General features: G+C 41.2%; 22 protein-coding genes and 1 pseudogene. 4 read left to right on the top strand and 19 right to left on the bottom strand.

The features are described from left to right. The 15 genes and pseudogenes from M1F56_RS08855 to M1F56_RS08785 all read right to left on the bottom strand — a co-directional run. Nucleotides 1-96, bottom strand: a pseudogene (locus M1F56_RS08855) (transposase); the annotation flags it as partial. A gap of 214 nt (nucleotides 97-310) precedes the next feature. Next, on the bottom strand, nucleotides 311-1,153 hold the full coding sequence (locus M1F56_RS08850; RefSeq protein ID WP_247917466.1) for an aldo/keto reductase: 843 nt from the start codon (nucleotides 1,151-1,153) through the stop codon (nucleotides 311-313). Between the two features lie 81 nt (nucleotides 1,154-1,234). After that, nucleotides 1,235-2,623, bottom strand: coding sequence for a peptidoglycan-N-acetylglucosamine deacetylase PgdA (gene pgdA, locus M1F56_RS08845; RefSeq protein ID WP_084875525.1), 1,389 nt, complete (start codon nucleotides 2,621-2,623; stop codon nucleotides 1,235-1,237). Nucleotides 2,624-2,727: 104 nt separating this feature from the next. Beyond that, complete coding sequence (gene ezrA, locus M1F56_RS08840; protein ID WP_247917465.1) at nucleotides 2,728-4,455, bottom strand: septation ring formation regulator EzrA; 1,728 nt, start codon at nucleotides 4,453-4,455, stop codon at nucleotides 2,728-2,730. Nucleotides 4,456-4,535: 80 nt separating this feature from the next. Continuing rightward, on the bottom strand, nucleotides 4,536-6,482 hold the full coding sequence (gyrB, locus tag M1F56_RS08835; RefSeq protein WP_000134072.1) for a DNA topoisomerase (ATP-hydrolyzing) subunit B: 1,947 nt from the start codon (nucleotides 6,480-6,482) through the stop codon (nucleotides 4,536-4,538). A gap of 13 nt (nucleotides 6,483-6,495) precedes the next feature. Next, nucleotides 6,496-7,059 carry an HAD-IA family hydrolase gene (locus tag M1F56_RS08830; RefSeq protein ID WP_008289140.1) on the bottom strand — a complete coding sequence of 188 codons (564 nt, stop codon included), beginning with the start codon at nucleotides 7,057-7,059 and terminating at the stop codon, nucleotides 6,496-6,498. 89 nt (nucleotides 7,060-7,148) lie between these two features. Further along, nucleotides 7,149-7,697: a DJ-1 family glyoxalase III gene (locus tag M1F56_RS08825; protein ID WP_247917464.1), complete on the bottom strand. Its 549-nt coding sequence runs from the start codon at nucleotides 7,695-7,697 to the stop codon at nucleotides 7,149-7,151. 10 nt (nucleotides 7,698-7,707) lie between these two features. Further along, the gene (locus M1F56_RS08820) at nucleotides 7,708-8,931 is read right to left on the bottom strand and encodes an FtsW/RodA/SpoVE family cell cycle protein (RefSeq protein ID WP_247917463.1); all 1,224 of its coding nucleotides are present in this window, start codon (nucleotides 8,929-8,931) and stop codon (nucleotides 7,708-7,710) included. A 5-nt stretch (nucleotides 8,932-8,936) separates the two neighbouring features. After that, nucleotides 8,937-11,426 (bottom strand): bifunctional DnaQ family exonuclease/ATP-dependent helicase, encoded by a 2,490-nt coding sequence (locus M1F56_RS08815; RefSeq protein WP_432654206.1) that lies wholly within the window; start codon nucleotides 11,424-11,426, stop codon nucleotides 8,937-8,939. Between the two features lie 199 nt (nucleotides 11,427-11,625). Further along, complete coding sequence (locus M1F56_RS08810; RefSeq protein WP_000863083.1) at nucleotides 11,626-12,477, bottom strand: NAD(P)H-hydrate dehydratase; 852 nt, start codon at nucleotides 12,475-12,477, stop codon at nucleotides 11,626-11,628. A 56-nt stretch (nucleotides 12,478-12,533) separates the two neighbouring features. Continuing rightward, on the bottom strand, nucleotides 12,534-13,307 hold the full coding sequence (locus M1F56_RS08805) for an HAD hydrolase family protein (protein WP_000673625.1): 774 nt from the start codon (nucleotides 13,305-13,307) through the stop codon (nucleotides 12,534-12,536). Nucleotides 13,308-13,311: 4 nt separating this feature from the next. Then, nucleotides 13,312-14,169, bottom strand: coding sequence for a bifunctional methylenetetrahydrofolate dehydrogenase/methenyltetrahydrofolate cyclohydrolase (locus M1F56_RS08800; protein ID WP_049549837.1), 858 nt, complete (start codon nucleotides 14,167-14,169; stop codon nucleotides 13,312-13,314). 148 nt (nucleotides 14,170-14,317) lie between these two features. Beyond that, a complete protein-coding gene (locus tag M1F56_RS08795; RefSeq protein ID WP_000168539.1) occupies nucleotides 14,318-14,638 on the bottom strand; it encodes a TfoX/Sxy family protein in 321 nt (106 codons plus the stop codon). Between the two features lie 33 nt (nucleotides 14,639-14,671). Further along, nucleotides 14,672-15,406, bottom strand: coding sequence for an amino acid ABC transporter ATP-binding protein (locus tag M1F56_RS08790; RefSeq protein WP_000140969.1), 735 nt, complete (start codon nucleotides 15,404-15,406; stop codon nucleotides 14,672-14,674). Beyond that, nucleotides 15,406-16,089 carry an amino acid ABC transporter permease gene (locus M1F56_RS08785; RefSeq protein WP_001011622.1) on the bottom strand — a complete coding sequence of 228 codons (684 nt, stop codon included), beginning with the start codon at nucleotides 16,087-16,089 and terminating at the stop codon, nucleotides 15,406-15,408. The genes M1F56_RS08790 and M1F56_RS08785 overlap by 1 nt, the downstream gene beginning before the upstream one ends. Nucleotides 16,090-16,280: 191 nt before the next feature. Between M1F56_RS08785 and M1F56_RS08780 the strand changes: the two genes are divergently transcribed. Both M1F56_RS08780 and M1F56_RS08775 read left to right on the top strand, forming a co-directional pair. Beyond that, on the top strand, nucleotides 16,281-16,511 hold the full coding sequence (locus tag M1F56_RS08780) for a DUF1797 family protein (protein WP_000443577.1): 231 nt from the start codon (nucleotides 16,281-16,283) through the stop codon (nucleotides 16,509-16,511). A 238-nt stretch (nucleotides 16,512-16,749) separates the two neighbouring features. Then, a complete protein-coding gene (locus tag M1F56_RS08775) occupies nucleotides 16,750-19,011 on the top strand; it encodes an ATP-dependent Clp protease ATP-binding subunit (protein WP_247917461.1) in 2,262 nt (753 codons plus the stop codon). 42 nt (nucleotides 19,012-19,053) lie between these two features. Here M1F56_RS08775 and M1F56_RS08770 read toward each other — a convergent pair whose 3' ends face one another. Continuing rightward, nucleotides 19,054-19,668, bottom strand: a complete 615-nt coding sequence (locus M1F56_RS08770) for a GyrI-like domain-containing protein (RefSeq protein WP_084917905.1) — start codon at nucleotides 19,666-19,668, stop codon at nucleotides 19,054-19,056. 54 nt (nucleotides 19,669-19,722) lie between these two features. Beyond that, nucleotides 19,723-20,625 carry a helix-turn-helix transcriptional regulator gene (locus M1F56_RS08765; protein WP_084917906.1) on the bottom strand — a complete coding sequence of 301 codons (903 nt, stop codon included), beginning with the start codon at nucleotides 20,623-20,625 and terminating at the stop codon, nucleotides 19,723-19,725. A gap of 176 nt (nucleotides 20,626-20,801) precedes the next feature. Here M1F56_RS08765 and M1F56_RS08760 point away from each other — a divergent pair, with 176 nt between their 5' ends. Further along, nucleotides 20,802-21,254 carry an NUDIX hydrolase gene (locus M1F56_RS08760; protein WP_247917460.1) on the top strand — a complete coding sequence of 151 codons (453 nt, stop codon included), beginning with the start codon at nucleotides 20,802-20,804 and terminating at the stop codon, nucleotides 21,252-21,254. A 58-nt stretch (nucleotides 21,255-21,312) separates the two neighbouring features. Next, nucleotides 21,313-21,612 carry a DUF1827 family protein gene (locus M1F56_RS08755; protein WP_000767205.1) on the top strand — a complete coding sequence of 100 codons (300 nt, stop codon included), beginning with the start codon at nucleotides 21,313-21,315 and terminating at the stop codon, nucleotides 21,610-21,612. Nucleotides 21,613-21,682: 70 nt separating this feature from the next. Here the strand turns inward: M1F56_RS08755 and metK are convergent, their stop codons facing one another. Both metK and M1F56_RS08745 read right to left on the bottom strand, forming a co-directional pair. Further along, a complete protein-coding gene (gene metK, locus M1F56_RS08750) occupies nucleotides 21,683-22,873 on the bottom strand; it encodes a methionine adenosyltransferase (protein WP_084917910.1) in 1,191 nt (396 codons plus the stop codon). A gap of 196 nt (nucleotides 22,874-23,069) precedes the next feature. Then, nucleotides 23,070-24,413 (bottom strand): DEAD/DEAH box helicase, encoded by a 1,344-nt coding sequence (locus M1F56_RS08745; RefSeq protein WP_042767771.1) that lies wholly within the window; start codon nucleotides 24,411-24,413, stop codon nucleotides 23,070-23,072. Between the last annotated feature and the right edge of the window lie 19 nt (nucleotides 24,414-24,432).

Here is a 24,432-nt window from a genome sequence, read left to right as displayed (position 1 = left end):
ATTGTTTATCCCAAATTTATTTGAAAGCTTCTCTAAGCTATATCCTTGTTTTCTAAGTTCATAGATCTGAACTTTATTTTCATAACTCAATTTCATAATAAAAACACCCCAAAAGTTAGATTTTTTCTGTCTAATTTTTGGGGTGCAGTTCATTTTCAACAGGAGTGTTTTTCTTGTGTCTCATTTTATGGGGGTAGTACACACCTTATGAGTTTTTATTGTGTACTTATATTGTATATTCAAGATGCAAAAAAGACTAGGATTAAAAATTCCTAGTCTTTGTTATTTCGATATAAATAGATTTCACAAACTAAAAATCCATCTCATCCACACGTGGTGCACCAGAAGTCACTGAAATTGTCTTTAAGACTTCTCGCTCGTCTTTGCTGAGTTCAATTCCAAAACAATCAAGATTGCTCTGGATACGAGAGGCTGTCACTGACTTAGGTAGAGGTAAAAAACCTTCTGCCAAACTCCAAGCCAAGGCAATTTGAGCCACTGATTTCCCATGTTTCGCAGCAATTTCTTGGACTTCTTTCTGTTCAAACAACTCCCCTTGCCCAAAAGGCCCCCAAGCCTCTAAGAGAGTTCCTTTCTCTCTACAGTAGTCGACCACTTCCTCTTGATAAACTCCTGGTGCCAAGCGTACCTGATTGACCGCCGGAATGACTCTTACTGTCTCAAGCAAGGCATCCAAATGATGGGGAAGGAAATTACTAACGCCGATAGCACGGATTTTGCCTTCTTTGTAAAGATCCTCCATCGCTCGCCAGACTTCAGCATTGCGAGTTTTCCATTCGTCATTTTCTCTTAGTGGTTTTGGATTTGGCCAATGGATAAGGTACAAATCTAGATAATCCAATCCCAGTTTTTCCATTGATTCTTCAAATGCTTGGCGGGTTTCATCATAGCTGTGATTGGTATTCCAAAGTTTAGTCGTTACAAAGATTTCTTGGCGTGGAACACCGCTATCTCGAATAGCACGACCAACACTCTCCTCATTTTTATAGATAGCTGCAGTATCGATATGACGATAACCAGCCTTTAAAGCTTCTAAAACAGCTTGGTAGGCTACTTCTCCATTTTCAGCCTTCCATGTTCCAAATCCTAGAACAGGAATTGAAACTCCATTATTAAGGGTGTAAGATTTCATCGTTTTTCCTTTCTATGTGAAGAAAATCTAAAGAAACAAAATCCTGATTACCAGTACGCTTGCTCCTTTAGATTTTAACAATTATTGATCACGATCGTAATAGATCTCGTGAGACTTCAAGCGAGAATTGAGCAATTCGGGAACGGTTACAAATGTATACCCTTCACCCTTTAAATACTCAATGACACTTGGTAGGGAATTAACAGAAGGACCATGGATATCATGCATGAGAATGATGGAACCATTACGAACTTGGTGTTGAATTTCTGTCAAAATAGCAGCTTCATTCTTACTCTTCCAGTCTAAACTATCCACATCCCACATGATAAAACTCAAGTCAAGGCTATTTCGAATATCATCAGTAATGGCACCATAAGGTGGGCGCATCAGTTTAGAGCTTGATCCTAAAACTTGAGTCAACAAATCTTCTGTATCAGTGATTTGCTTTTTAGCATCTTCGAGGGATAATTTAGAAAGGATAGGGTGATCCCAGCTATGATTTCCCACAACATGACCTTCCGATTTCATTCGTTTCAGAAGATCTTCATTTCCTGCTATGTTTTTTCCAAGTACAAAGAAGGTTGCCTTTACACCGTACTTAGATAAGGTATCCAAAGCTTGTGGAGTTGTAGTCGGATTTGGACCATCATCAAAGGTCAAGGCAACAACCTTTTTATTTTTCTTAGCAAAGTAAGATTGGTAGAGTTCCGCATCCTTTTCTAATAGATAAGAAGACTCAATGACATCAAAGAAACTGGATATTGGTAAAGCAATTTCTTCAACAGTCTCTCCAGGATTAGCAGGATAAAGGATGATTTGACTATCTTTATAATCAAAACTCCAAGATGCCAAATCCTGATCTGTGAAGCTCTTTATAACTTGATCAATTTTTGCCTGGTCAAGTTTCTTATCTTCTAGAGTTGATTTGATTTGACTCAGTAAGAGTTCCTTAGCCTTGCTTGCATCTTTGAAGAGTTTACTGAGGTCAAAAGCTTTCCCATCTTCAGTCAAGAAAATTTTCCCTAAGGAAGTCTTTTCTTTTTCTTCAACCTTTGCTGCAGACAAATCATAGACTTGCCTACTGATATTACGAGCAACAACTCCCTTAAGGACAGGATCCAGCTGCTCTGTATAATAAAAGACCAGATCCTCTTTATCTTCTAGATTTTCTTTGATATCTTGGTTGATTTTTTCTCTAATAGACGCAATGACCTCCTCTCCTTGCAGAGGGTAGTAGGCAATCACCTCAGCTTGCCCTTTTCGGAAATGGTCCTTCTGACTACCTGAGTTGAATTGCTGGTCCTTTTCGCTTTTTAACGCTTCAATTTTTTGTTCATAAGATTGCTTTTGTAGAACCTTGTAGCCAATGGCACTTCCCAAAAGAATCATAGCGATTCCTAAGATTCCAACAAAGGAAAGCAATATACTTCTCTTTTTATCGTGAGAAACACGGTTCATATTTTTCTTCATATTTCCATCATATCAAATCAAAGCTATTATTTCAATGATAAACAGATAATCTAGCTCCATTTCAAAAAATAAAGAAAAAGCTTAGAATTCTCTAAGCTTCTATTTTAAAAGCGAATTGCTTCACGTGTTTTTTCATATGAAGTCACAAAACGATTTGTAACTCCTGGTTCTGCAACTTCCAAGGCTTGCGAAATTTTTTCAAATGATGTTTTATAGTCAAACTCTTTCTCAAAAATTTCAAGTGCTTCGTTGAAAGCCTCTTGGATACGTTCATCAAATGAACGGTAGCGATTTGAGTATTGGAGAAGTTGCTCTGTCAAAGTTGCATACTGAACAATGTCATATGTTTCTGTCTCAAGTACTGCCATATCATTCGTTGCAATTTCAAGAATTCGCTTAACAGATTCAATATTAACCTGCGGTTGTTCTAGCTCCGCCATCAAATCTTCAGTGTTATGACTTGCAGTAAAGAAGAGTTTCAAGAAACTTTGAGGGATTCCTGGTAAGTTTCGCTTCTCCATGTAACGTTTGATAGTGTGCAAACGATTCACATAGACATTTGCTTTTTGGCGAGCATTGAGGTCATCTTTTTCAATTTGCGCAAGTCGTTCGCTAACAGAGATTTGCTCATCCTCAATATCCTTGAGGTTGCTTTGAAGCATTTCCAACTGTTCTTCAAGAGCAGAGTAAGCTTGTGTTGACTCACCTTGATCCTCTGTCACTTCCATGATTGCTGTATCAAGTGCAGCCAATTCTGCTTGAAGACGACGAACATGATTTCCATCACTTTCAGGAAGAAGGTAGGTTTTAGTCAAACGTTCAAGATCTTGAACAAGCACCTGGTTATTTTCTTTCAAGTGGTTGAGATAGGTTGGAAGTGTTGAGAGGAGATTCTCAACGACTTTTTGAGCCTCAATTTCACGAGTAAAAATATCATAAAGTGCGTTGATTTCTTCTTGAATGCGATTATTTTCATACTCTGCATTGTCCAACTCCAACTGACGAATGTTTTCTTGATTATTCTTCAAAGATTCATGCAAAAGTTGGAAACGAGACTCAATATCTGTTTCTGTAAAGTGATAGTTGGCATCCAACAGCTTGCGATAGCCTTCTTCCAAATCTGCTAATTGTTCTGGCAGTTCCTTTGTCAAGGTTTCAACAAGAGCTGGAATTCGCTCAACGATGTGTGTCAAAGCAAGAATATGATTTTCAGTTGAATCAAGAATTGCTGCGGCTTCAACTGGGTCACCTGATGAGTTCAAGGTAACAAATTGAGAGAATTCAGATTGGATGTTTTCCAATTGTTTCTCAATCTCAGGAAGGGCCTTACCATATTTCTCTGAATCTTCTGCAACGGTATGTTGAAGGGATTCAAACAAGTCCAAGGCATGAAGGACACGGCCACTATTCTTAGATTCTTGTTTTTCAAGTTCTGAGAGAGCATTGCGAATAGCTGCAATATCTTCTTCAATCAAGCCGATTTGGCTCTCAATTTGATCAAGTTTGTGTGTTGCCTTAAAGAAACGGAAAGAATTGTTGTAGCTTTCAGCTTCAAAGAGGTGATTTTCAATATCAGCAAATGAGTTCAGAGATAAATCAACCCATTTTTGATTCCATTCACGAAAGGTCACCTGACTTTGACCAATCAAGTGCATGTTTTTAACGGCTTCAACCTCATCATTTACAGGAAGGTTGTAGAGTTCTTCTTTTCTTTCTTCAAGGGCCGTTAATCTGCTTACATTACGCTTACGTAAAAAGATGGCTGTTACATAAGCTAAGATCAGAATGACTGCAATCGCAACCATTAGATAAATTAGTTGTCCATTAGACATATCAAACTCCTTTTATACTAGAAACAATCGTAATGATTATATCATATTTTTTAAACCAAGGGAACTATTTCCCACATTTTTTAGACGTCAAGTGTACTGTAAACAGCGTTTTCTTCGATAAATTCGCGACGAGGTTCTACTCGATCCCCCATCAACATATCAAAGATTTTATCTGCTTCGGCAGCATCATCTACCGAAACACGCGCCATCAAGCGATGTTCAGGATCCATGGTTGTTTCCCACAATTGGTGGTCATCCATTTCTCCTAAACCTTTATAACGTTGGATGGTTGGTTTTGAACGCCCTTCACTATGACGTGCTAAGGCTTCTTGGAGTTTAATTTCTTGATCTGCGCCAGGTTGAATGTATTCTTTGATCTCACTTCCAACTTTAACCCCATAAATTGGTGGTTGGGCAATGTAGACATATCCAGCTTCTAGGATTGGCTTCATGTAGCGGTAAATCAGGGTCAGTAAGAGGGTTCGAATGTGGGCTCCATCAACATCGGCATCGGTCATCAAAACGAGTTTTTGGTAACGAGCCTTAGTGACATCAAATTCTGCCCCAAAGCCTGTTCCCATGGCTGTGAAAAGACTTCGAATTTCTTCGTTGGCAAGGATTTTATCCATGCTAGCTTTTTCAACGTTCAAGATCTTACCACGAATTGGCAAGATAGCTTGGAATTCACGATTACGACCAGATTTGGCTGATCCACCAGCTGAGTCTCCTTCGACGATGAAGAGTTCGGTTTCAGCAGGGTTGTTAGAAGAACAGTCTGCTAGTTTTCCTGGAAGATTGGAAATTTCCAAGCCAGATTTCTTGCGAGTGACTTCACGCGCACGCTTTGCAGCTACACGAGCCTTGGCAGCCAAAATCCCTTTTTCCACGATACGCTTGGCAATCTGTGGATTTTCCATGAGGAAATCAGAGAAGGCATCGCTGAAGAGGCGGTTGGTAATCTTAACTACTTCACTATTCCCCAGTTTGGTCTTGGTTTGTCCTTCAAACTGCGGGTTTGGATGCTTAACAGAGATAACTGCAGTCAAACCTTCACGAACATCTTCCCCTGTTAGGTTATCTTCATTGTCTTTTAGTAGTTTATTCTTACGAGCATAATCATTGATAACACGTGTCAGCGCTGTACGGAAACCTTGCTCATGCGTACCACCTTCATGGGTGTGAATGTTATTGGCGAAACTCATGACGTTTTCGTGGTAACCAGTTGTGTACTGCATGGCTACTTCAACTGTGATATCATCCATCTCACCGTCTGTGTAGATAGGTGTATCAAAGATCACATCCTTGTTCTCGTTGATATATTCAACGTAGCTAGCAATCCCACCCTCATAGTGGTAATGTTTAGTCTGTTCGAGACCATCACGCTTATCTGTGATGGAGATTCGAAGGCCTCGGTTCAAAAAGGCTAGTTCTTGAATACGTTTGTTTAATTTTTCAAAGTCAAAAGTTGTTGTTTCTGTAAAAATCTCTGGATCTGGTGTGAAGTGAACTGTTGTTCCCGTTTTATCCGTATCTCCAACCACCTCAAGATCAGCAACAACATGACCACGACGGTATTCTTGGTAATGAATCTTACCGTTTTTATGGACATGAACATCTAGTTGAGTTGAAAGAGCGTTTACTACTGATGAACCTACACCGTGTAATCCACCTGAAACCTTGTATCCGCCACCGCCGAATTTTCCTCCAGCGTGAAGAACTGTAAAGACGGTCTCAACAGCGGGACGTCCTGTCTTTTCCTGAATATCAACAGGAATTCCACGCCCATCATCCACTACGGTGATGGAGTTATCTGGCTCTATAAAGACTTGGATGTGACTGGCAAATCCAGCTAGGGCTTCGTCAATTGAGTTATCAACGATTTCCCATACTAGATGGTGAAGACCTTCTTTTGAAGTCGATCCAATATACATACCTGGACGCATACGAACAGCTTCAAGTCCCTCCAAAACTTGAATTTGACTGGCATCATAATCTTGTGCCTGTTGATTTTTGATTTCTTCTGTCATTTTTTCCCTTTTCTTACATGTCTATTGCTTGTCTCAATGTCGCAACGTTATTAAAAAGATAGGCATCTAAGCCAGCAGCTTTACCTGCTTCTACATCAATATTTCTGTCACCAATGACCAAACCAGATGTAATATGATATTTATCACGTAAATAAATCATGGACTCAGGATCTGGTTTCCGTTTAAAGCCAGAACTGGCAGTCACCACCTCGGTGAAGTAGTTCGCTATCTGGGTCTTAGCAAGAAGTTCTAGTACTTGGTCATTTCGATGAGAAACCAAGAAATGGCGGCCACCCTTGTCCGAAATGTCTTTGAGTAATTCTGGAATTCCCTCAAACAAAACTGGATGTTCTAGCTCACGCGCTTCATTTTCTTTGTAGTTCTCTAAAAAACCCTCGATATTTGGTGCAAACTTTTCGATGGCAAAAGCTGTCGAAACCTTCAAAGCTTCGTAGACACGGTCGTGTTCTTGCTCTATTCCGTATTGGGCTAAGGTTTCTACAAAAGCTGCTGTAGAAGTCTCATAATTATCCAATAGGGTACCACCTAAATCCCATATATAGTCGTGATATTTCATACCCTTCATTATACCATTTTTTTATGAAAAAAGCGATGATTTCCTAGATTTTTCCAAGCAAAAACGAGAGCCGAACTCTCGTCTTACTGTTAATTTCCAAAGACATCTCGATAGAGCATGCCGACTCGTAAACTTTCTGCATCTCCTCCCAACTGCTCTACCAGCTCATAGGCAAAGGCAAGTGCAGTTGACGGTCCTCGGCTGGTTGTTAGATTGCCATCCACAACTACTATTTCCTTTCGGTAAATTCCGTCACTGATGTTTTCCTGAACACCGTCATAACAGGTAAAGTGCTTGTCTTTCAGGACACCTGCTTGATGGAGGGCGATTGGAGCTGCACAGATAGCTGCAACTTTCTTTCCTGCTTGGTCAAAGGCTTTAATCTGTGAAATGAGGGCTTGATTATCCCGTAGGTGAGCTGAGCCTGGCATACCACCTGGAAGAACTACCAAGTCATAGTCGGACAAATCGGCATCAAAGATACGGTCGGCTTTTACCTGAATGCCATGTGATCCTGTCACCTGCTCTTCAAATCCTACCATATCGCATGAAATGTTTGCTCGACGCAAGACATCAACTACTGTCAAGGCTTCAATTTCTTCAAAACCCTGGGCTAAGATAACTGCTACTTTTGCCATAGTGGCCTCCTTATTTGATTTGTTTTAGGACGACTTTCTTTCGTTTGAATGGAACTTTTCCACTTTTCTCCTCCGCTAGGTTGGTCTGGTAACTCATAGATAGGAGGAGACCGACACCGATGAGGTTGCTAATAATTGCGGAGCCCCCTTGAGAAATGAAAGGCAGAGGAATCCCTGTCAAAGGAAGTAAGCCTGTCACGGCACCGATATTTTCAAAGATATGAAAGAGCAACATCATGATAAATCCAGTCGAAATATAGGTGTAGAACTGGTTGTTTGACCTGAGAGTAATCTTCAACATCCGATAGATGAGAAGTAAGTACAAGGCAACTACAAAGACCGAACCAATGAAGCCAAAATCCTCAGCAATCACCGTGAAAATCATATCGCTCTCGCGTACTGGAATGAGGAGATTGGACACATTGAAACCTTGTCCAAACAAGCCACCACTTCCAATCGCAATTTGTCCCTGCGCCTGTTGGTAAGTCGTTGTTTGCGCAAAGTCAAAGGGATTGAGCCAAGCCAAAATGCGGTTGATCTGGTAAGTTGGCATCCCAATCTGATGCAAGAAGGCACGTCCATCCTTGCTTATAAAGATGGCCATGAAGCCTGCAACAGCAGTCACTCCTGTTGCAAAAACAGGAATGATAATCTTCCACGAAACACCTGAAAGGAGAACCATACCGGAAAAAATAGCTACGAAGACCAAGGCAGTTCCTAAGTCACTTTGTAGGGCTAAGAGGATCAAGACTGGGATGGTAAAGGCAATCATCCAACCAATCAATAGGAAATCCAAGGGAATAGTCCGTTGCCATTCCTTGTGTTTTTGAGTGAATTGTACGATGACTCGAGCCAACATCAAGATATAGGAAATCTTCATGAACTCCGATGGCTGAAAGAGTGTCGTTCCACCAATCGATACCCAGTTTTTGGCACCTGTTGACGCTACAAGATTTGGATTGTAGAAAACAAGTGGAAGAACCATCAAAGCTAGCCCTAGACCATAAAGATAGGGAGTCACCTTCCATAAAAACTCGGTATTGAAGAACATGACCACAAAACCAATGACAAGGCCCAAGGAAATCCAAGCGATTTGCTGGCCTAGTATTGGAAGTACATTATTGGGATAGTCATGACTAACTGCTATATAAATGGCCACTACTCCAATCACCAGTAAACAAAACACTGGTAGGAGGAGGCTATAATCGACTCGAGAGTCGAAGGAACGTTTCATATTTTTTACCTTTTCTCTTTCTTAGATTTTTCTTTCATTCTATTGCGACGAGATTGGAGAAAATCAGCTACAGCAGGCTCTAGCTGTTCTCTAGAAAGAACCTGAACAGCCCTTTCTTTTGACAAGGTCTGGGCGATTTGTTTGCCGTAACGCTTGCTGACAACACGACTGTCTAAGATTACAGCAACCGAACCTTGGTTGGGCCGTCTAACAGTACGACCCAGGGCTTGTTTTAGCCGAATGATAGCCATCGGCAACTGATAATCATAAAAGGGATTTTTCCCTTCTTGGCGCAGTTCTTGGTTTAATTTTTTGGTTAACGGCTCTTGGGGATTTTGGAAAGGCAATCTCGGAATCACTTGAATCACGCAAGGATGGGTTGAAAAATCAACTCCTTCCCAGAAACTGCCTGTTCCAAGCAAGATCTGGCGTTCACCTTTTTCAAAACGTTTTTTCAGTTGGCTTGGTTCCCCATTTTTATACTGAGCTAGATGCGGTTGGTCGAGCAGGTCCGAAACTGCCAGCAACATCTCTTTTGAAGTAAACAAGACCAATAAGGGTTCTTGAAAGGCTTGTAACCTTCGGATAACAGAAGCCACTTCACTAGCATAGTCAAAAGATGAAACTTCTGTCACAAGAGGAAAGTCATCAATTAGAAAGACTTCTTGTTGCTCCTGCTTTGCTACATCAAGCCTAACAAGCGGAGCATCTGGAAATCCCAATAAATCTGCTAGGGAAACTCGATTGCTGATTTCAAGAGTAGCTGATACTCCTAGGAGCCTACAATCTTCTGGCAATAACTCTGCTAGTATAAAGCGGCTTTTTTTGCTTGAACAAATCAGGACATCCTTGCTCGATTTTTCTGCTGTAGCAAGCCAAAATTCACGGTCCGACGTGAAAAAGTTTGCAATCTCTCTATACTCTGGGAGAGCTAGCTCCGAAAAATGTTGGCGCAACTGTTCGAGAGAATTCAACCACTTTCCATTCTTCAGACCTGACTGATAGTGCTCCATCAAGTAACGACATTCAAAGCCGATACTCTCAAGCAAGCGTTTCTGAACCAAATCTTCCGCTGACTCTAAGGACTTTTCAATTTGAGTTACAAGATCCTCAAGGCGATAAGCCTGCTGGGCTAGACTTTCAAGAGCTAGCAGCATTTTTTGAGCTTCATCCAAGATCACCAAACGGTTGTCGACAAACTCTGGATTGTCTTCCAAACGAGTGACCAGATAGGCATGATTAGTCAAGAGAACGCGACTGGTCTTGGCCTTTTCCTGCCCTCGTTTCCAAAAATCCTCTGTAGCAAATAAACTTTTCTTTGAAAGCTTACCATCGTGGACTAGTTCCGGCAGAAAGTGCTGGTAGCGATAAAGCTGCCCGATTTCGTCCAAGTCACCAGTCTCTGTCTCTGTTAACCAGATGAGCAGTTGCATTTTAAAACGTGTGAAAAGGCGATTGGACTCCGGTCGATGGAGGACTCGGTGAAAGGCATCCAGTTTCAAGTAATTTTGAGGCCCCTTGAGACTATGAATTTCCAGATGGAAGACCTCTTTTAAGCGCTGACCTTCTTCTTGCATGATTTGATTTTGAAGAATTTTGGTCGGAACGCTCACTAGGATTCCAGCTTCACTCTCCGAGTTCAAAGCTGGAAAGAGATAACCATAAGTCTTGCCCAGTCCCGTTTGGGCTTGGATAAAGGAAGTTTGGTGTTCTTCCAATAATTGCTCAACCTTCTCCGCAAAATCCAGCTGCTGTGGACGTTCCTCCAGCCCCAATAAAGAAATGTTTTTAGCAAAGTCTTTGGATAACTTTTGTGGGACTAAGGCTTTGCTTTCCTTTCTGAGGAAAAGCCCATGAAGTTCCATCAAGTCGGGCGAAGATAAGAGAGATTGTTGCTGATAGACCTCCTCAATCACCAGATAACTTTCATAGAGAAGGTTGTCTGCAAGTTTTAGCAAGCTTTCTAAGAGCCCTTTTGGTAACTCAAATAGTTTTTGACGCATGTAGAGCAAGAGTTCAGCTGTTGCCTGAGCATCTGACAGGGCAGTATGGGCATGTTCCAGCTCAATGCCCAACTCTTGACAAAGGATACCTAAGTTATACTTTTCAAACTGAGGATATAGAACTTGGGCAAGCTCAACTGTATCCACCCGCGGTGTACGCAATTCATATCCTTCAAAAAAGAGAAATTCTGCAAGAAGGTTGGCATCAAACTGTACATTGTGCGCAACAAAAATACCGTCCTTAACCAATTCAAAAATTTTTCCGGCCACCTGAGAAAACTCTGGTGCCGCAGCCAAACGCTGATCGGTCAGACCCGTTAATTCTTTGATATGAGAATCCAAGGGTTCATGGGGATTGACATCGGTCGCATACTGATCAATGATTTCACCATTCTCAATCACCACAATGCCTACTTGAATAATTTTTGCCTTGCTTCCGGTGCTGGTCGCCTCTAAATCAACGACCACATACCGATCATTTCTCGCATTCATCATTAAAAATTATATCAAAAAAAGCATGATTTGACACCCCTCAACTTTGATAACAATCTCGCTTTCCTTGCGAGTTTGAGTAAAAATCAAGACCTTAAAAGTGAGAATTTCACGCAAGTTCAGCAGTTGGTCGCTAGTTCTGAGGTATTTGAAAACCTTATCAACAAAGCTACATCAACATAAAAAGGCAACCAAGGTATTAGCTGCCTTTTTGAGATATTTTTTTCATTGTTTTCGGAAGAGCTTTACTAATTTCGGTAGGCAAGACAAGGTAGTTTTCTTGAGCTAGTTCTTGCGCAATAGCTGAATGAAGGTGAGTTGCTGCCACCACTCTCTCATAGAGACTGACTTGGTGAAACTGACCTGCAAAACCTGCAATCATCCCAGCCAGAGTATCTCCCATCCCACCAGTTGCTTGATAGGGGCCTCCAACCTGTAACTGATAATATTCAGACTGACCAGCTTTCCAGATACGAGTCGCTGAACCCTTCTCGACTAGAATCGTCCTTTGAGGAAAAGCAGAAAGAGCCCTAGCAGTCGCCTCTGTATTTTGATGGTCAAGAACTATACCAGACAGTCTTTCCCATTCCTTTTGGTGGGGGGTTAGGATGAGCTGACTAGATGGGAATGTCAAATGAGCTTTTGCTAAGATGCCCAAAGCACCGCCATCTGCAATCAAAATCTGGTCTTTTCTAAGGCTGTCAAAGACCCGTTTTACGAGTTCTTCTCCGAATGCATCCTCTCGCAAACCCGGACCTAGCAAGACAACTTCTGCCTTTTCCAACTGCTCTTTTAACAATTGCTGATCTTGAAGAGAAAATGCCATGGCCTCAGGTAAATGACTGTGCAGAGCCGGAATATTTTCCTTATCCGTGCCAACAGTCACCAACCCTGCCCCGCTTTTGACAGCTGCAATGGCTGACATGATGATAGCTCCCCCATAAGGATAGGTCCCTCCCAGCAAGAGCAGGCGACCGTAATCTCCCTTATGGCTGTGACGACAACGTTCAATAATAACTTTTTCTAATAAAGTTTGATCAATCACTTTCATCGATTTTTCCTCTCACTCCATTATACTACAAAAGGAGGGGCAAACCTCCTTCTACACTATTTTCCCTTAAATTCCGCAAAGGTCTGTAAGATTTTAGCTGCCACTGCTGGAGAAGGTTCTCCTTTTAGCTCTAACGTGTCATCTGCATATGGAGTAAGGCCAGCAAAGTCTCCTATCTGGACTGAATAAAGAGACGTTTTAAACAATTCAATATCGTTTTGGTCATTTCCAAAAGCGATGAAGTTCTCCCCGCATAACTTTTCAACAGTTGTCGCCTTATGAGTATCCAAGGGATTAACATAAAGGCACTTTTCATGCGCATGATAGGAGAGATGAGCCTGGCCTAGTCTTTCTAGCTGACCAAGCAGATCATCAAGCAAATCCTCATGGTCACCCATATAAACGACTACCTTAATCGGAGTCCCTAAGTCCTCAAGTTTCTGATGACGAGCCACCTTTAGGGGATCCACACTGGAAATAAATGGAATCTTCTCTACAATCTGTCCACTATAGTCAAAGCAATCATCTACAAAGAAAGGGAGATTATAAGTCTGGCAATAATCCACTAGCGCCTGATAAACTCTAGCATCAAGATTCCTTTCGAAGATAGCCTTCCCCAAATGATAGGCTACGCCACCATTCAAACCTATGACTAAGCGCTGACTGAGTTCAGAACCTAATAAACCCAAACAATCCCGATAAGAGCGGGCTGAGGCAAACACAAGCTCATGCCCATAATCTTCAGCCTTTAAAAGAACCTGCTGAATCTCCTCATCTATGGTCATGTAGTCAAAAGATAGCGTTCCATCCAGGTCAAATACGAATTTCATCTTCCTAGTCCTTGTTTAGTGTTCGAAGCGCTGCCTGATAGGTTTGCTCCATTAGCATGGTAATCGTCATAGGTCCAACTCCACCAGGTACAGGTGTGATGTGACTAGCAAGTGGTGCAACAGCATCATAATCAACATCTCCACAAAGCTTGCCATTTTCATCTCGGTTCATCCCAACGTCAATGACAACCGCTCCTGGTTTGACAAAGTCAGCAGTCACAAACTTGGCGCGACCAATAGCTACGACAAGGATATCCGCCTTAGCAGCCACCTTGGCAAGATGATGGGTGCGTGAGTGGGTCAAGGTCACAGTCGCATTCTTAGCTAAAAGAAGCTGAGCCATCGGTTTTCCAACAATATTTGAACGACCGATAACAACCGCATTTTTACCTTCCAAGTCAATCCCATACTCATGAAACATTTCCATAATTCCTGCAGGTGTCGAAGGAATCATAACTGGATGACCAGACCAGAGACGCCCCATGTTTAGCGGGTGGAAACCATCCACATCTTTTTCGGGGTCAATAGCTAATAAAACTGCCTCTTCGTCAATATGTTTTGGCAAAGGTAATTGAACCAAAATCCCATGCCAAGCTGGATCTTGATTGTATTTGGCAATCAAGTCTAACAATTCCGCCTGGGTAATGGCCTCTGGAACTCGCACTACTTCACTACGGAAGCCAGCAGCGAGAGCTGACCGTTCCTTATTGCGAACGTAGACTTGGCTGGCAGGATTGTCCCCCACCAAAATCACTACCAATCCTGGAACTAGACCTGTTTCTTCTTTTAGTTTGGCCGTCTTTTCAGCCAACTGTCCTTGTAACTTAGCCGCAAGAGCCTTCCCATCAATAATCTGAGCCATATCTCTTCTCTTTTCTATCAAATATCCTCTATTATATCAAAAAATAACTCGCCATCCTAACACTTCTTGCCTAATGGACCTTATAGTCTGAAACTATAAGAAAAAGCCCTTGTCGAGCTTTTATGCCTATTTATACTAGGTAAATCTGTCATGCTTTCTTTTTGACTTTTGGAGCCGGTAAGACTTCATACATCTCCTTAATTAATTTCATTAGAAATGATTTATCTTCAATGTCTTCTATCAAAATCATCTCCTTAGCTCCTTCATAAGGACGTTCAAGCCTAGTCTGTCCCAGTTGATCCATGACCACCTTCACAGGCTTCAGTAACAAACGATTATCATAAATTCCTCCAATAATCTTCCCACGATAATAAAGGATATACTCTCCCATCATTGGACGATAACTCATCTCCTCTAGCTCTGATAGCTGTTCGAGAATAAAGTTTAAATATTCTTTACTGGAAGCCATGATACCTACTCCATTTCTTCTAAAAATGAGGTCTTACAAAACCTTACTCAAAAATTCCTTGGTCCGTTGTTCTTTTGTTTGATCGAAAATCTCTTCTGGTGTTCCATCTTCGACAACAACCCCATCTGCCATAAAGATAACACGGTCTGCTACCTCACGCGCAAAGCCCATTTCATGAGTCACAATCACCATAGTCATCCCTGACTTGGCAAGGTCTTGCATAACAGCTAGAACTTCTCCAACCATCTCAGGGTCTAGGGCTGAAGTCGGCTCATCAAAGAGCAAAACATCTGGTTCCATAGCAAGTCCACGTGCAATGGCAATCCGTTGTTGCTGACCACCTGATAAACTTTGAGGATAAGCCGTCGCCTTATCTGGCAAGCCAACTTTTTCTAACAGTTCCTGTGCTCTTTTCTCCGCAACTTCCTTGCTTTCACCTTTGGTTTTAATTGGTGATAAAGTGATATTTTCCATCACTGTCATATTGGGAAAGAGGTTGAATTGTTGGAATACCATGCCCATCTTTTCACGCATGGCAAAAAGGTCATTTTTCTTATCTGTGATATCAACTCCTTCAAAGATAACCTTGCCTTTACTTGCTTCTTCAAGGAGATTCATCGAACGAAGGAGAGTTGATTTCCCGCTCCCTGACGGACCGATAATGACCACAACTTCTCCTCGTTTAATCTCAAGATTGATTCCTTTTAAAACTTCATTTTTCCCAAAAGACTTATGTAGTTCTTCAATTCTAATCAAGGTTTCTGTCATTATTTCTTGTCTCCTTGTCCAATATGTTTTTCAAATGCTTTCAAAGCCACTGTCAAAACAGAGGTCATAATCAAATAGTAAAAGGCTGCAAATAAAAGGGGAGTCAATGGTAAATAAGTTGTTGTTGCTACTGTCGTTGCACCATTCCACAACTCCATCACCCCAATCGCAGACAAGAGGGAACTATCCTTGATAATGGTGATAAATTCATTTCCAAGAGCTGGAAGAATATTTTTGATAGCTTGAGGCAAAATGACATAACGCATGGCATTTTTCGGACGAATACCAAGAGAGTAAGCAGCCTCTAACTGCCCTTTAGGAACCGCATTGATCCCCGCACGAACAGTTTCTGAAACGTAAGCTCCACTATTCATAGAAATAATCAGAATACCAGGAATCAAACGAGAAAGATCAACTCCTAAAATTCCCACTTGAATAGTCGGAGCATTGATATGCATAAGGGCAAAGGCAATCATTATTTGAACCATCATTGGAGTACCACGGAAGATCCAAACATAGACATTTGCAAACCAAACGAGCGGTTTAAAGCGTGAACGTTGAGCAAAGGCCAGTAACACACCTATAATGGTCCCTAAGCAAACAACAAGGATGGAAATCAATACGGTAATCAGAGCACCATAGTTAAAATATGGTAAATACTTTGGTAAAAAAGAAAAATTCATATTCAATCAACTTTCTATGTATTAGATTGTATGATTATAACATGAATTGAATTAAAATGCAATCCTTTTTCCCTAATTTTAACAATTAACTTGATAGAATAGAGAAATAGAGAGAAATCACAGTTTTTTTCTAGTCAACTACCTCTTGTTTATGGTAAAATAGAAACGATAAGAAATGGAGGAGAATCAAAATGGAATCACATTTGGTTAGAATCATTAACCGCCTAGAAGCAATGACAAAAGATGGTGGAAATCTAAAACGTAATTTTGAACGTGAAGGTGTTGTTGTCGCAGAAGTTGCATACAGCCACGACGAAGAAAACGGATCACTCTTCACCCTTCGCGATGTAGAAGCTCGTGAAACTTATACCTTTGATAGCATTGATTTGATTGCAATGGAGATCTACGAACTCCTTTACTAATATAAAAACAACGGGCAGTAAGGCCTGATAAATGAGAATCCTTTTTGTCACCGCAAATGGGATTTTTTCTTACCTTCAATGTCGCTGGATTCTCCATAAATCCTTCTTTTAAAAACGACCACTTCCCAATCTTTTTACTTGCTTTACACCTTAATCATGCTATAATGAGAGTATAAAACTTTGACTATTCTTGACCTTTTTCTTAGGCCAAGTATAAGAATGAAATGAGGTAGATGTTATGCTCTGTCAAAACTGTAAAATTAACGACTCAACAATTCATCTGTATACCAATATCAATGGACAGCAAAAGCAAATTGATCTTTGTCAAAACTGCTATAAAATTATCAAAACAGATCCAAATAATACCCTCTTTAAAGGAATGACTGACTTAAACAATCATGACTTTGATCCATTCGGCGACTTTTTCAATGACTTGAACAATTTCAAACCTTCTTCTAATAACGTCCCTCCAACTCAATCTGGTGGGGGATATGGAGGAAACGGTGGTTATGGACCTCAAAACCGCGGACCTGTTCAAACACCTCCTCCTAGCCAAGAAAGAGGACTCCTAGAGGAGTATGGTATCAACGTGACTGAAATAGCCCGTCGAGGAGATATTGACCCTGTTATCGGTCGAGATGAGGAGATTATCCGAGTTATCGAAATCCTCAACCGAAGAACCAAGAACAATCCTGTTCTTATCGGAGAACCTGGTGTTGGTAAAACAGCTGTTGTAGAAGGTCTAGCTCAGAAGATTGTCGATGGTGATGTTCCCCATAAACTCCAAGGCAAGCAGGTCATCCGTCTGGATGTGGTTAGCCTAGTTCAAGGAACAGGGATCCGAGGCCAATTTGAGGAACGTATGCAAAAACTCATGGAAGAAATTCGCAAACGCGAGGACATCATCCTCTTTATCGATGAAATCCATGAAATTGTTGGCGCTGGATCTGCTGGCGATGGCAATATGGATGCAGGAAATATCCTCAAACCAGCCCTTGCCCGTGGTGAATTGCAATTGGTTGGCGCTACTACTCTCAATGAATACCGTATCATTGAAAAAGATGCTGCTTTGGAACGCCGTATGCAGCCTGTCAAAGTTGATGAACCAACTGTCGAAGAAACCATTATCATCCTCAAAGGGGTTCAAAAGAAATACGAAGACTACCATCACGTCAAGTACACAGACGCTGCTATCGAAGCTGCTGCAAATCTTTCCAATCGCTATATCCAAGACCGCTTCTTGCCAGACAAGGCTATTGACCTGTTAGATGAAGCTGGTTCTAAGATGAATCTGACGCTGAACTTTGTTGATCCTAAAGTAATTGACCAGCGTTTAATTGAAGCTGAGAATCTCAAGGCTCAAGCTACACGAGAGGAAGATTTTGAAAAGGCTGCTTATTTCCGCGATCAGATTGCCAAGTACAAGGAAATGCAAAAGAACAAGGTGATCGATCAGGATACTCCAATCATCAGCGAGAAAACTATTGAACATATCATTGAGCAGAAAACCAATATCCCTGTTGGAGAACTCAAAGAAAAAGAACAATCTCAGCTTATCCATCTAGCAGACGACCTCAAAACTCATGTCATTGGTCAAGATGAAGCTGTCGATAAGATTGCCAAAGCCATCCGTCGTAATCGTGTCGGACTTGGAACTCCTAACCGGCCAATCGGAAGCTTCCTCTTTGTCGGACCAACTGGTGTCGGTAAAACAGAACTTTCCAAACAACTAGCCATTGAGCTCTTTGGTTCTGCTGACAGCATGATTCGCTTTGATATGAGTGAATACATGGAAAAACACAGTGTGGCTAAATTGGTCGGAGCCCCTCCAGGTTATGTCGGCTATGATGAAGCTGGTCAATTAACGGAAAAAGTTCGTCGCAATCCTTACTCACTCATCCTTCTCGATGAAGTTGAAAAAGCCCATCCAGATGTGATGCACATGTTCCTTCAAGTCTTGGACGATGGTCGTTTGACTGATGGGCAAGGACGTACAGTTAGTTTTAAGGATGCTATCATTATCATGACCTCAAATGCGGGTACTGGTAAGGCCGAAGCCAGTGTTGGTTTTGGGGCAGCTCGTGAAGGGCGAACCAACTCTGTCCTCGGTGAACTCGGTAACTTCTTTAGCCCAGAGTTTATGAACCGTTTTGACGGCATCATCGAATTTAAACCTCTCAGCAAGGACAACCTTCTCCAAATCGTCGAACTCATGCTAGCGGATGTCAACAAACGCCTCTCTAGCAACAACATCCATCTCGATGTGACAGACAAGGTCAAGGAAAAGTTGGTTGACTTAGGTTATGATCCAAAAATGGGAGCACGCCCACTCCGCCGTACTATTCAAGACCATATCGAGGATGCCATAACAGACTTCTACCTTGAAAATCCAAGTGAGAAAACCCTCAAGGCAATCATGACAAGCAATGGCAATATTCAAATCAAATCTGCCAAAAAAACTGAGAAAACAGAAGAGATTGCTTCTAAAATAGAAGAATAAATCTCATAAAAAGAACAGGAAACAAGATTTCCTGTTCTTTTTTTAATTCTCTTCTTGAACTTGATAGCGAAGAATTGTTTTCAATTTGCTTGGCTCCGTTCGATGAAGGTTATTGAGATAAATTTCTCGGTGGACTTCCGAAGTTCTTTTTAGCTTATGAAGTTGACAAAAACGCTCCATCTCTGCAAAAGTCTCATTTTCAGTATCAAAAGGTCCTATATGAAGCATAGCAAGACTTTGGCCCTCTTCTATCATTTCAAAACGAATAGCCTCATAGAGAATATTTGGCTTCTTGATTATGACCTCTTCCAAAGCTTTTTCAAATAGTTCTCTCGTAATAAAATCGGGTTGCCCAATCATAATGCTATAAGAAAGCTCACTTTTTACCAGTTCTCCCTCCTTCTCCTTTTTCCATACACCTTCTAAAGGAAAGACAGTAAAATCAGTGTAAACCTCATCCAGAGGAGCTTTTTTATACTTCATCTTTATCGCATAGGCTAAGGCGTATAAGGCCCCTACACGTTCTGAAAAATCTTCTTGATTTGGATCACCTTTACCATCAATCACGATATAGGATTGACCTGATACCTGCAGGATGCTGGGCCTAGCTTTCACTTGATAAAGATCTTTTGCTTCTTTTCTCCATTCGTATTTCATTTGGTTCTTCTCCTTTCTATCTCTAGTATAGCACCAAAACCCTGACATCTTTTGTCAAGGTTTGTAAAGTTTTTGGATTTTTTCTAATCTAGAAAGCAATTCCCTCTTCAGATGATTGGGGGCGAGTATTTCCACCCCATCTAGATAAGACAGGAGGTAAGTATACAGACTTTCATGCTCTGGTAGGACTGTCTTGACATAATAACACCCATCTTTCCCCAAGCTAATCTCATCTTCTGAAAAATCTTCATAAACCCGGAAAGCAAGCTTGGGACTAAACTTCAAGGAAACTTCGATTTGATGTGCCACTTGATCTGAACCATCAACCCAATCCTCCACATTTTTCTGCTTCACAGTTTCAGTTGTTAGGTGATAATTCCTAATTCTAGACAATTTGAAAAAACGCCACTCTTCCTTCAAACAACAGTAGGCATGAAGGTACCAATCTCTCTTTTTAAATACGAGTCTAAAGGGCTCGACTGTACGAATCGTTTTCTGACCACACCCACCTAGATAAGTAATCACCAGTTGCCTTTTCTCTAGAATAGCATGTTTGATGTTATCAAATAATTCTTTTTGACCTTCTCGCTTCCTCCAGTCAGTCAAGTCTACTTCTATCCAAGGGCTGGTAGAAACTTGAAAAATAGATTCCAACTTTTCAAGTAACAGATCTTGCCTGTCATTTGTCAGGGCTTGAATTCCTTGCAAAGCTGATAGAAGTTCTAATTTTTCATCCTCCGACACGAGAGTACGATCCAGAACAAAGTCCTTCATTAAAAAGATTCCGCCCGTCTTTCCAGGTATCGAATAAAGGGGAATCCCTGCCATACTCAACCGCTCAATATCACGATAAATCGTTCGTACAGATACTTCAAATAATCGGGCTAATTCAGGAGCTGTTGTACTGCCTTTTTCTAAAAGTAGATATAGGATACGAAATAGTCTTGATTCTGCCATAAAATCACCTCTCTTTTATTATACCAGTTAAAGAGCTAGGGTTGGAAAGTTTAACGAGACAAGTATTGATCAAGACAAAGTAGCTTTTTCTGCATCAGTTCGTTGGTTTATTCTTGACAGCTAGCGCCTCGTCCATTATGATAATAATAAAGATACTAGAGAATGAGGAAAATGCAATGGCAAACCCAACTTTTGGTGATAAAAAAGAGAATGTGACCTACCAGCCCCGCTATGGTGTGTACGCAGTTATTCCGGATGCGGAGAAAAAACAAATTGTCTTAGTTCAAGCTCCCAATGGTGCTTTGTTCTTGCCAGGTGGAGAAATTGAAGCAGGCGAAGATCATCAAGAAGCACTAAAAAGAGAACTAATCGAAGAACTTGGCTTTACAGCTGAGATTGGAACCTATTATGGACAAGCTGATGAGTATTTCTACTCTCGCCACCGTGATACCTACTACTACAATCCAGCTTATCTATATGAAGCTATTTCTTTCCAAGAAGTACAAAAACCATTGGAAGATTTTAATCATATTGCTTGGTTTCCTATTAATGAGGCAATTGAAAAACTCAAACGTGGTAGCCATAAATGGGGAATAGAAGCTTGGAAAATCCAGCATGGAATTGACTAAAATACACGATTTTATCCAAAAAGTGCTATAATAGAGTTAGAAAATCGGAGGAACTGTTATGAAGCTTATCAATACGACAAACTCACACTCGCAACTTGTTAAAAGCCAATTAGAAAGCACAGACGCAACTCTTGTCGAGGTCTATTCTGCTGGAAACACAGATGTAGTTTTCACGCAAGCCCCGCTTCACTATGAAATCCTCATTTCCAACAAACACCGTGCTATTCGTGAACCTGAAATCGAAACCATCCAAGACTTCTTCTTGAAACGTAAAATCGATAAAGGAAGCATTGATGAAGCCAATATCAAGACACTTTATTCAGATAAATTGATTGAGATTTCAATCCCTATAAAATAAGAAGACCAGCCAAAAGCTGGTTTTCTTTTGCAAAAAAGATTGGTAGTTCACAGCTACCAATCTTTTAATTTTATTTCACAGCTTCTTTTAATGCATCTACCTTATCCAGACGTTCCCATGGAAGGTCAATATCTGTACGTCCCATGTGTCCATAAGCCGCTGTTTGACGGTAAATTGGACGTTTAAGATCCAGCATTTGAATAATTCCTGCAGGGCGAAGGTCAAAGATTTGACGCGCTGCTTTTTCAAGCTTGCTTTCAGCTACTGTTCCTGTACCAAAAGTATCGATACGAACAGAAACAGGCTGCGCCACCCCGATAGCATAGGCCAATTGTACTTCTGCCTTCTTAGCCAAACCTGCAGCAACGATATTCTTGGCAATGTAGCGAGCCGCATATGACGCAGAACGGTCCACCTTCGTCGCATCCTTACCAGAGAAGGCACCACCACCGTGACGAGAGTAGCCACCATAGGTATCCACGATAATCTTACGACCAGTCAAACCGGAGTCTCCTTGAGGTCCACCGATTACAAAGCGACCAGTTGGATTGATGAAGAATTTGGTTTGCTCATCCAAGTAAGAAGCTGGAATAACTTCCTTGATAACTTTGCTGATCACATCATTGTGAATTTGTTCATTGCTAACTTCTGGGTCGTGCTGAGTTGAAATAACGACTGTATCCACACGTATTGGACGGTCATTTTCATCATACTCAACTGTAACTTGTGATTTAGCATCTGGACGGAGATAGCTGATTTCACCAGACTTACGAAGTTCTGCCAAACGACGAACCAACTTGTGGCTAAGTGAGATTGGTAATGGCATGAGTTCTTCTGTCTCATCCACCGCAAATCCAAACATAAGACCTTGGTCCCCAGCACCAATCAAGTCCAGTGGATCTTGATCTGCATTCCCACGAACCTCCAAGGCTTCGTTAACACCTTGGGCGATATCTGGTGACTGCTCAACAAGTGACGGATGAACTCCCACCGTCTCCGCAGAAAAACCATATTCTGTATTGGTATAACCAATCTCTGCAATGGTATCACGAACCACACGGTTAATATCCACATAAGCATGTGTAGAAATTTCACCAAAAACATGGACCGAACCTGTGTATACAGCTGTCTCGGCAGCAACGTGCGCATCTGGATCTTTAGCTAAAATAGCATCCAAAATCGCATCTGAAATTTGGTCTGCAATCTTATCCGGATGCCCCTCAGATACAGATTCAGACGTGAATAATTTACGTTCTGACATAAAAATGTCCCCCCTTAAAAAATATTGTTATAGAGTTACAAAGTACTGATAGGAAAACTACTAGTAATGAATACCTACCATCTTATCGGGACTATATAACCTTATCATTATACCACTTTTTACTCATTTTTGCATTCTTTTCGATAATTTATAAAACAAAGTTACAAAAAGGAGCCATTCAGCTCCAATTTTGTTCTTAAAATGTTTGGCGTTTGGCTTTCCGCTCTGCACGGCCACGTGCGCGATTTTCAGCACGCTTGGTTTTGCGACGTTTTTCATCCACCGCCCATTGAATCTTCTTCTTATAGCCAGGTTTGACTTTTTTCTTTTTCTTTTTAACCAAGCCAATCATTTCGATATCAAGCTTATCCTGCTTCTTTTCACGATTGGCACGACGATCACGGTCATAGGTATCTTGAAACTCTCCGTCTTTGACCATCTTAGGAGTAAACTTGATCCCTAATTTCTCCAACTCACGGATATCCGAGTCATCACTAGGCTGGTAAAGGGTAATAGCTGTACCAGGAAGACCATTGCGTCCAGTACGTCCAACACGGTGAACAAAGAAGGACAAGTCTTGCGGAATGGCATCATTGATAACATGGCTGACACCTTCAATGTCAATTCCACGCGCTGCCAAGTCCGTTGCAACAATGTACTCAAAATCAAGGTTTTTCACCTGATTCATGATTCGCTTGCGTTCACGAGGGGCGATATCTCCATGAATCTTTGCTACCTTCAATCCTTGGGCAGTCAAGTAGGCATGCAATTCATCAGCACGCGTTTTTGTGTTAACAAAGATCATTGCCAAATAAGGTTGCATCAACTGAGTCAGTTGGTAAATCTGAGCATTCTTATCTCGTCCCTTGGTTGAAATCAACCAGTTATCAATCGTATCAGAGATGACTGTTTTTGTTTTGATTTTCTCCATAACAGGATTTGACAAGTATTTTTTCAAGAACGGTTGCAATTTTTGTGGAATCGTCGCTGAAAAAACCATGAATTGCAAGTCTTTTGGCAGGCTTCCTGCAATCTTATCAACGGTTTCCAAGAATCCCATATCCAAGGTCATATCGGCTTCATCAACTACAAATGTCTTGGCCTTATGAATGGCTAAATCACCAGATTTGACCAAGTCATAGATGCGACCTGGCGTTCCAATAACGATATGTGGTTGGTTGCTGGCAAGTTTTTCAATCTGACGCGCCTTATCCGTACCACCTACATAATTAACCACACGAACTTCGACATCTGAGTGGGCTGCGATTTGACGGGCTGCTTGGTATATTTGAGTGGCCAACTCACGACTTGGTGCAGTAATGACCGCTTGAACACTATCGCTAGTTTCATCTAATTGCTGAAAAATGGGTAATAAGAAAGTATGAGTCTTTCCTGAACCTGTTTTTGACTCACCGACCAAGTCACGACCTGCCAAGACAATAGGAATCAACTTTTCCTGAACTTCGGTAGGAGTCGTAAACTTCAACTCCTCCAATGCCTTTTCTATATAGTTTTTAAACTGAAATTTCGTAAATGACATATTATCCTCGATTCTATTC

It is taken from the genome of Streptococcus oralis (genome assembly GCF_023109005.1).
GTDB classification, from domain to species: domain Bacteria; phylum Bacillota; class Bacilli; order Lactobacillales; family Streptococcaceae; genus Streptococcus; species Streptococcus oralis_BU.
Note: the sequence above shows the minus strand (reverse complement) of the source record. Positions and strands in the feature narration are given on the sequence as shown.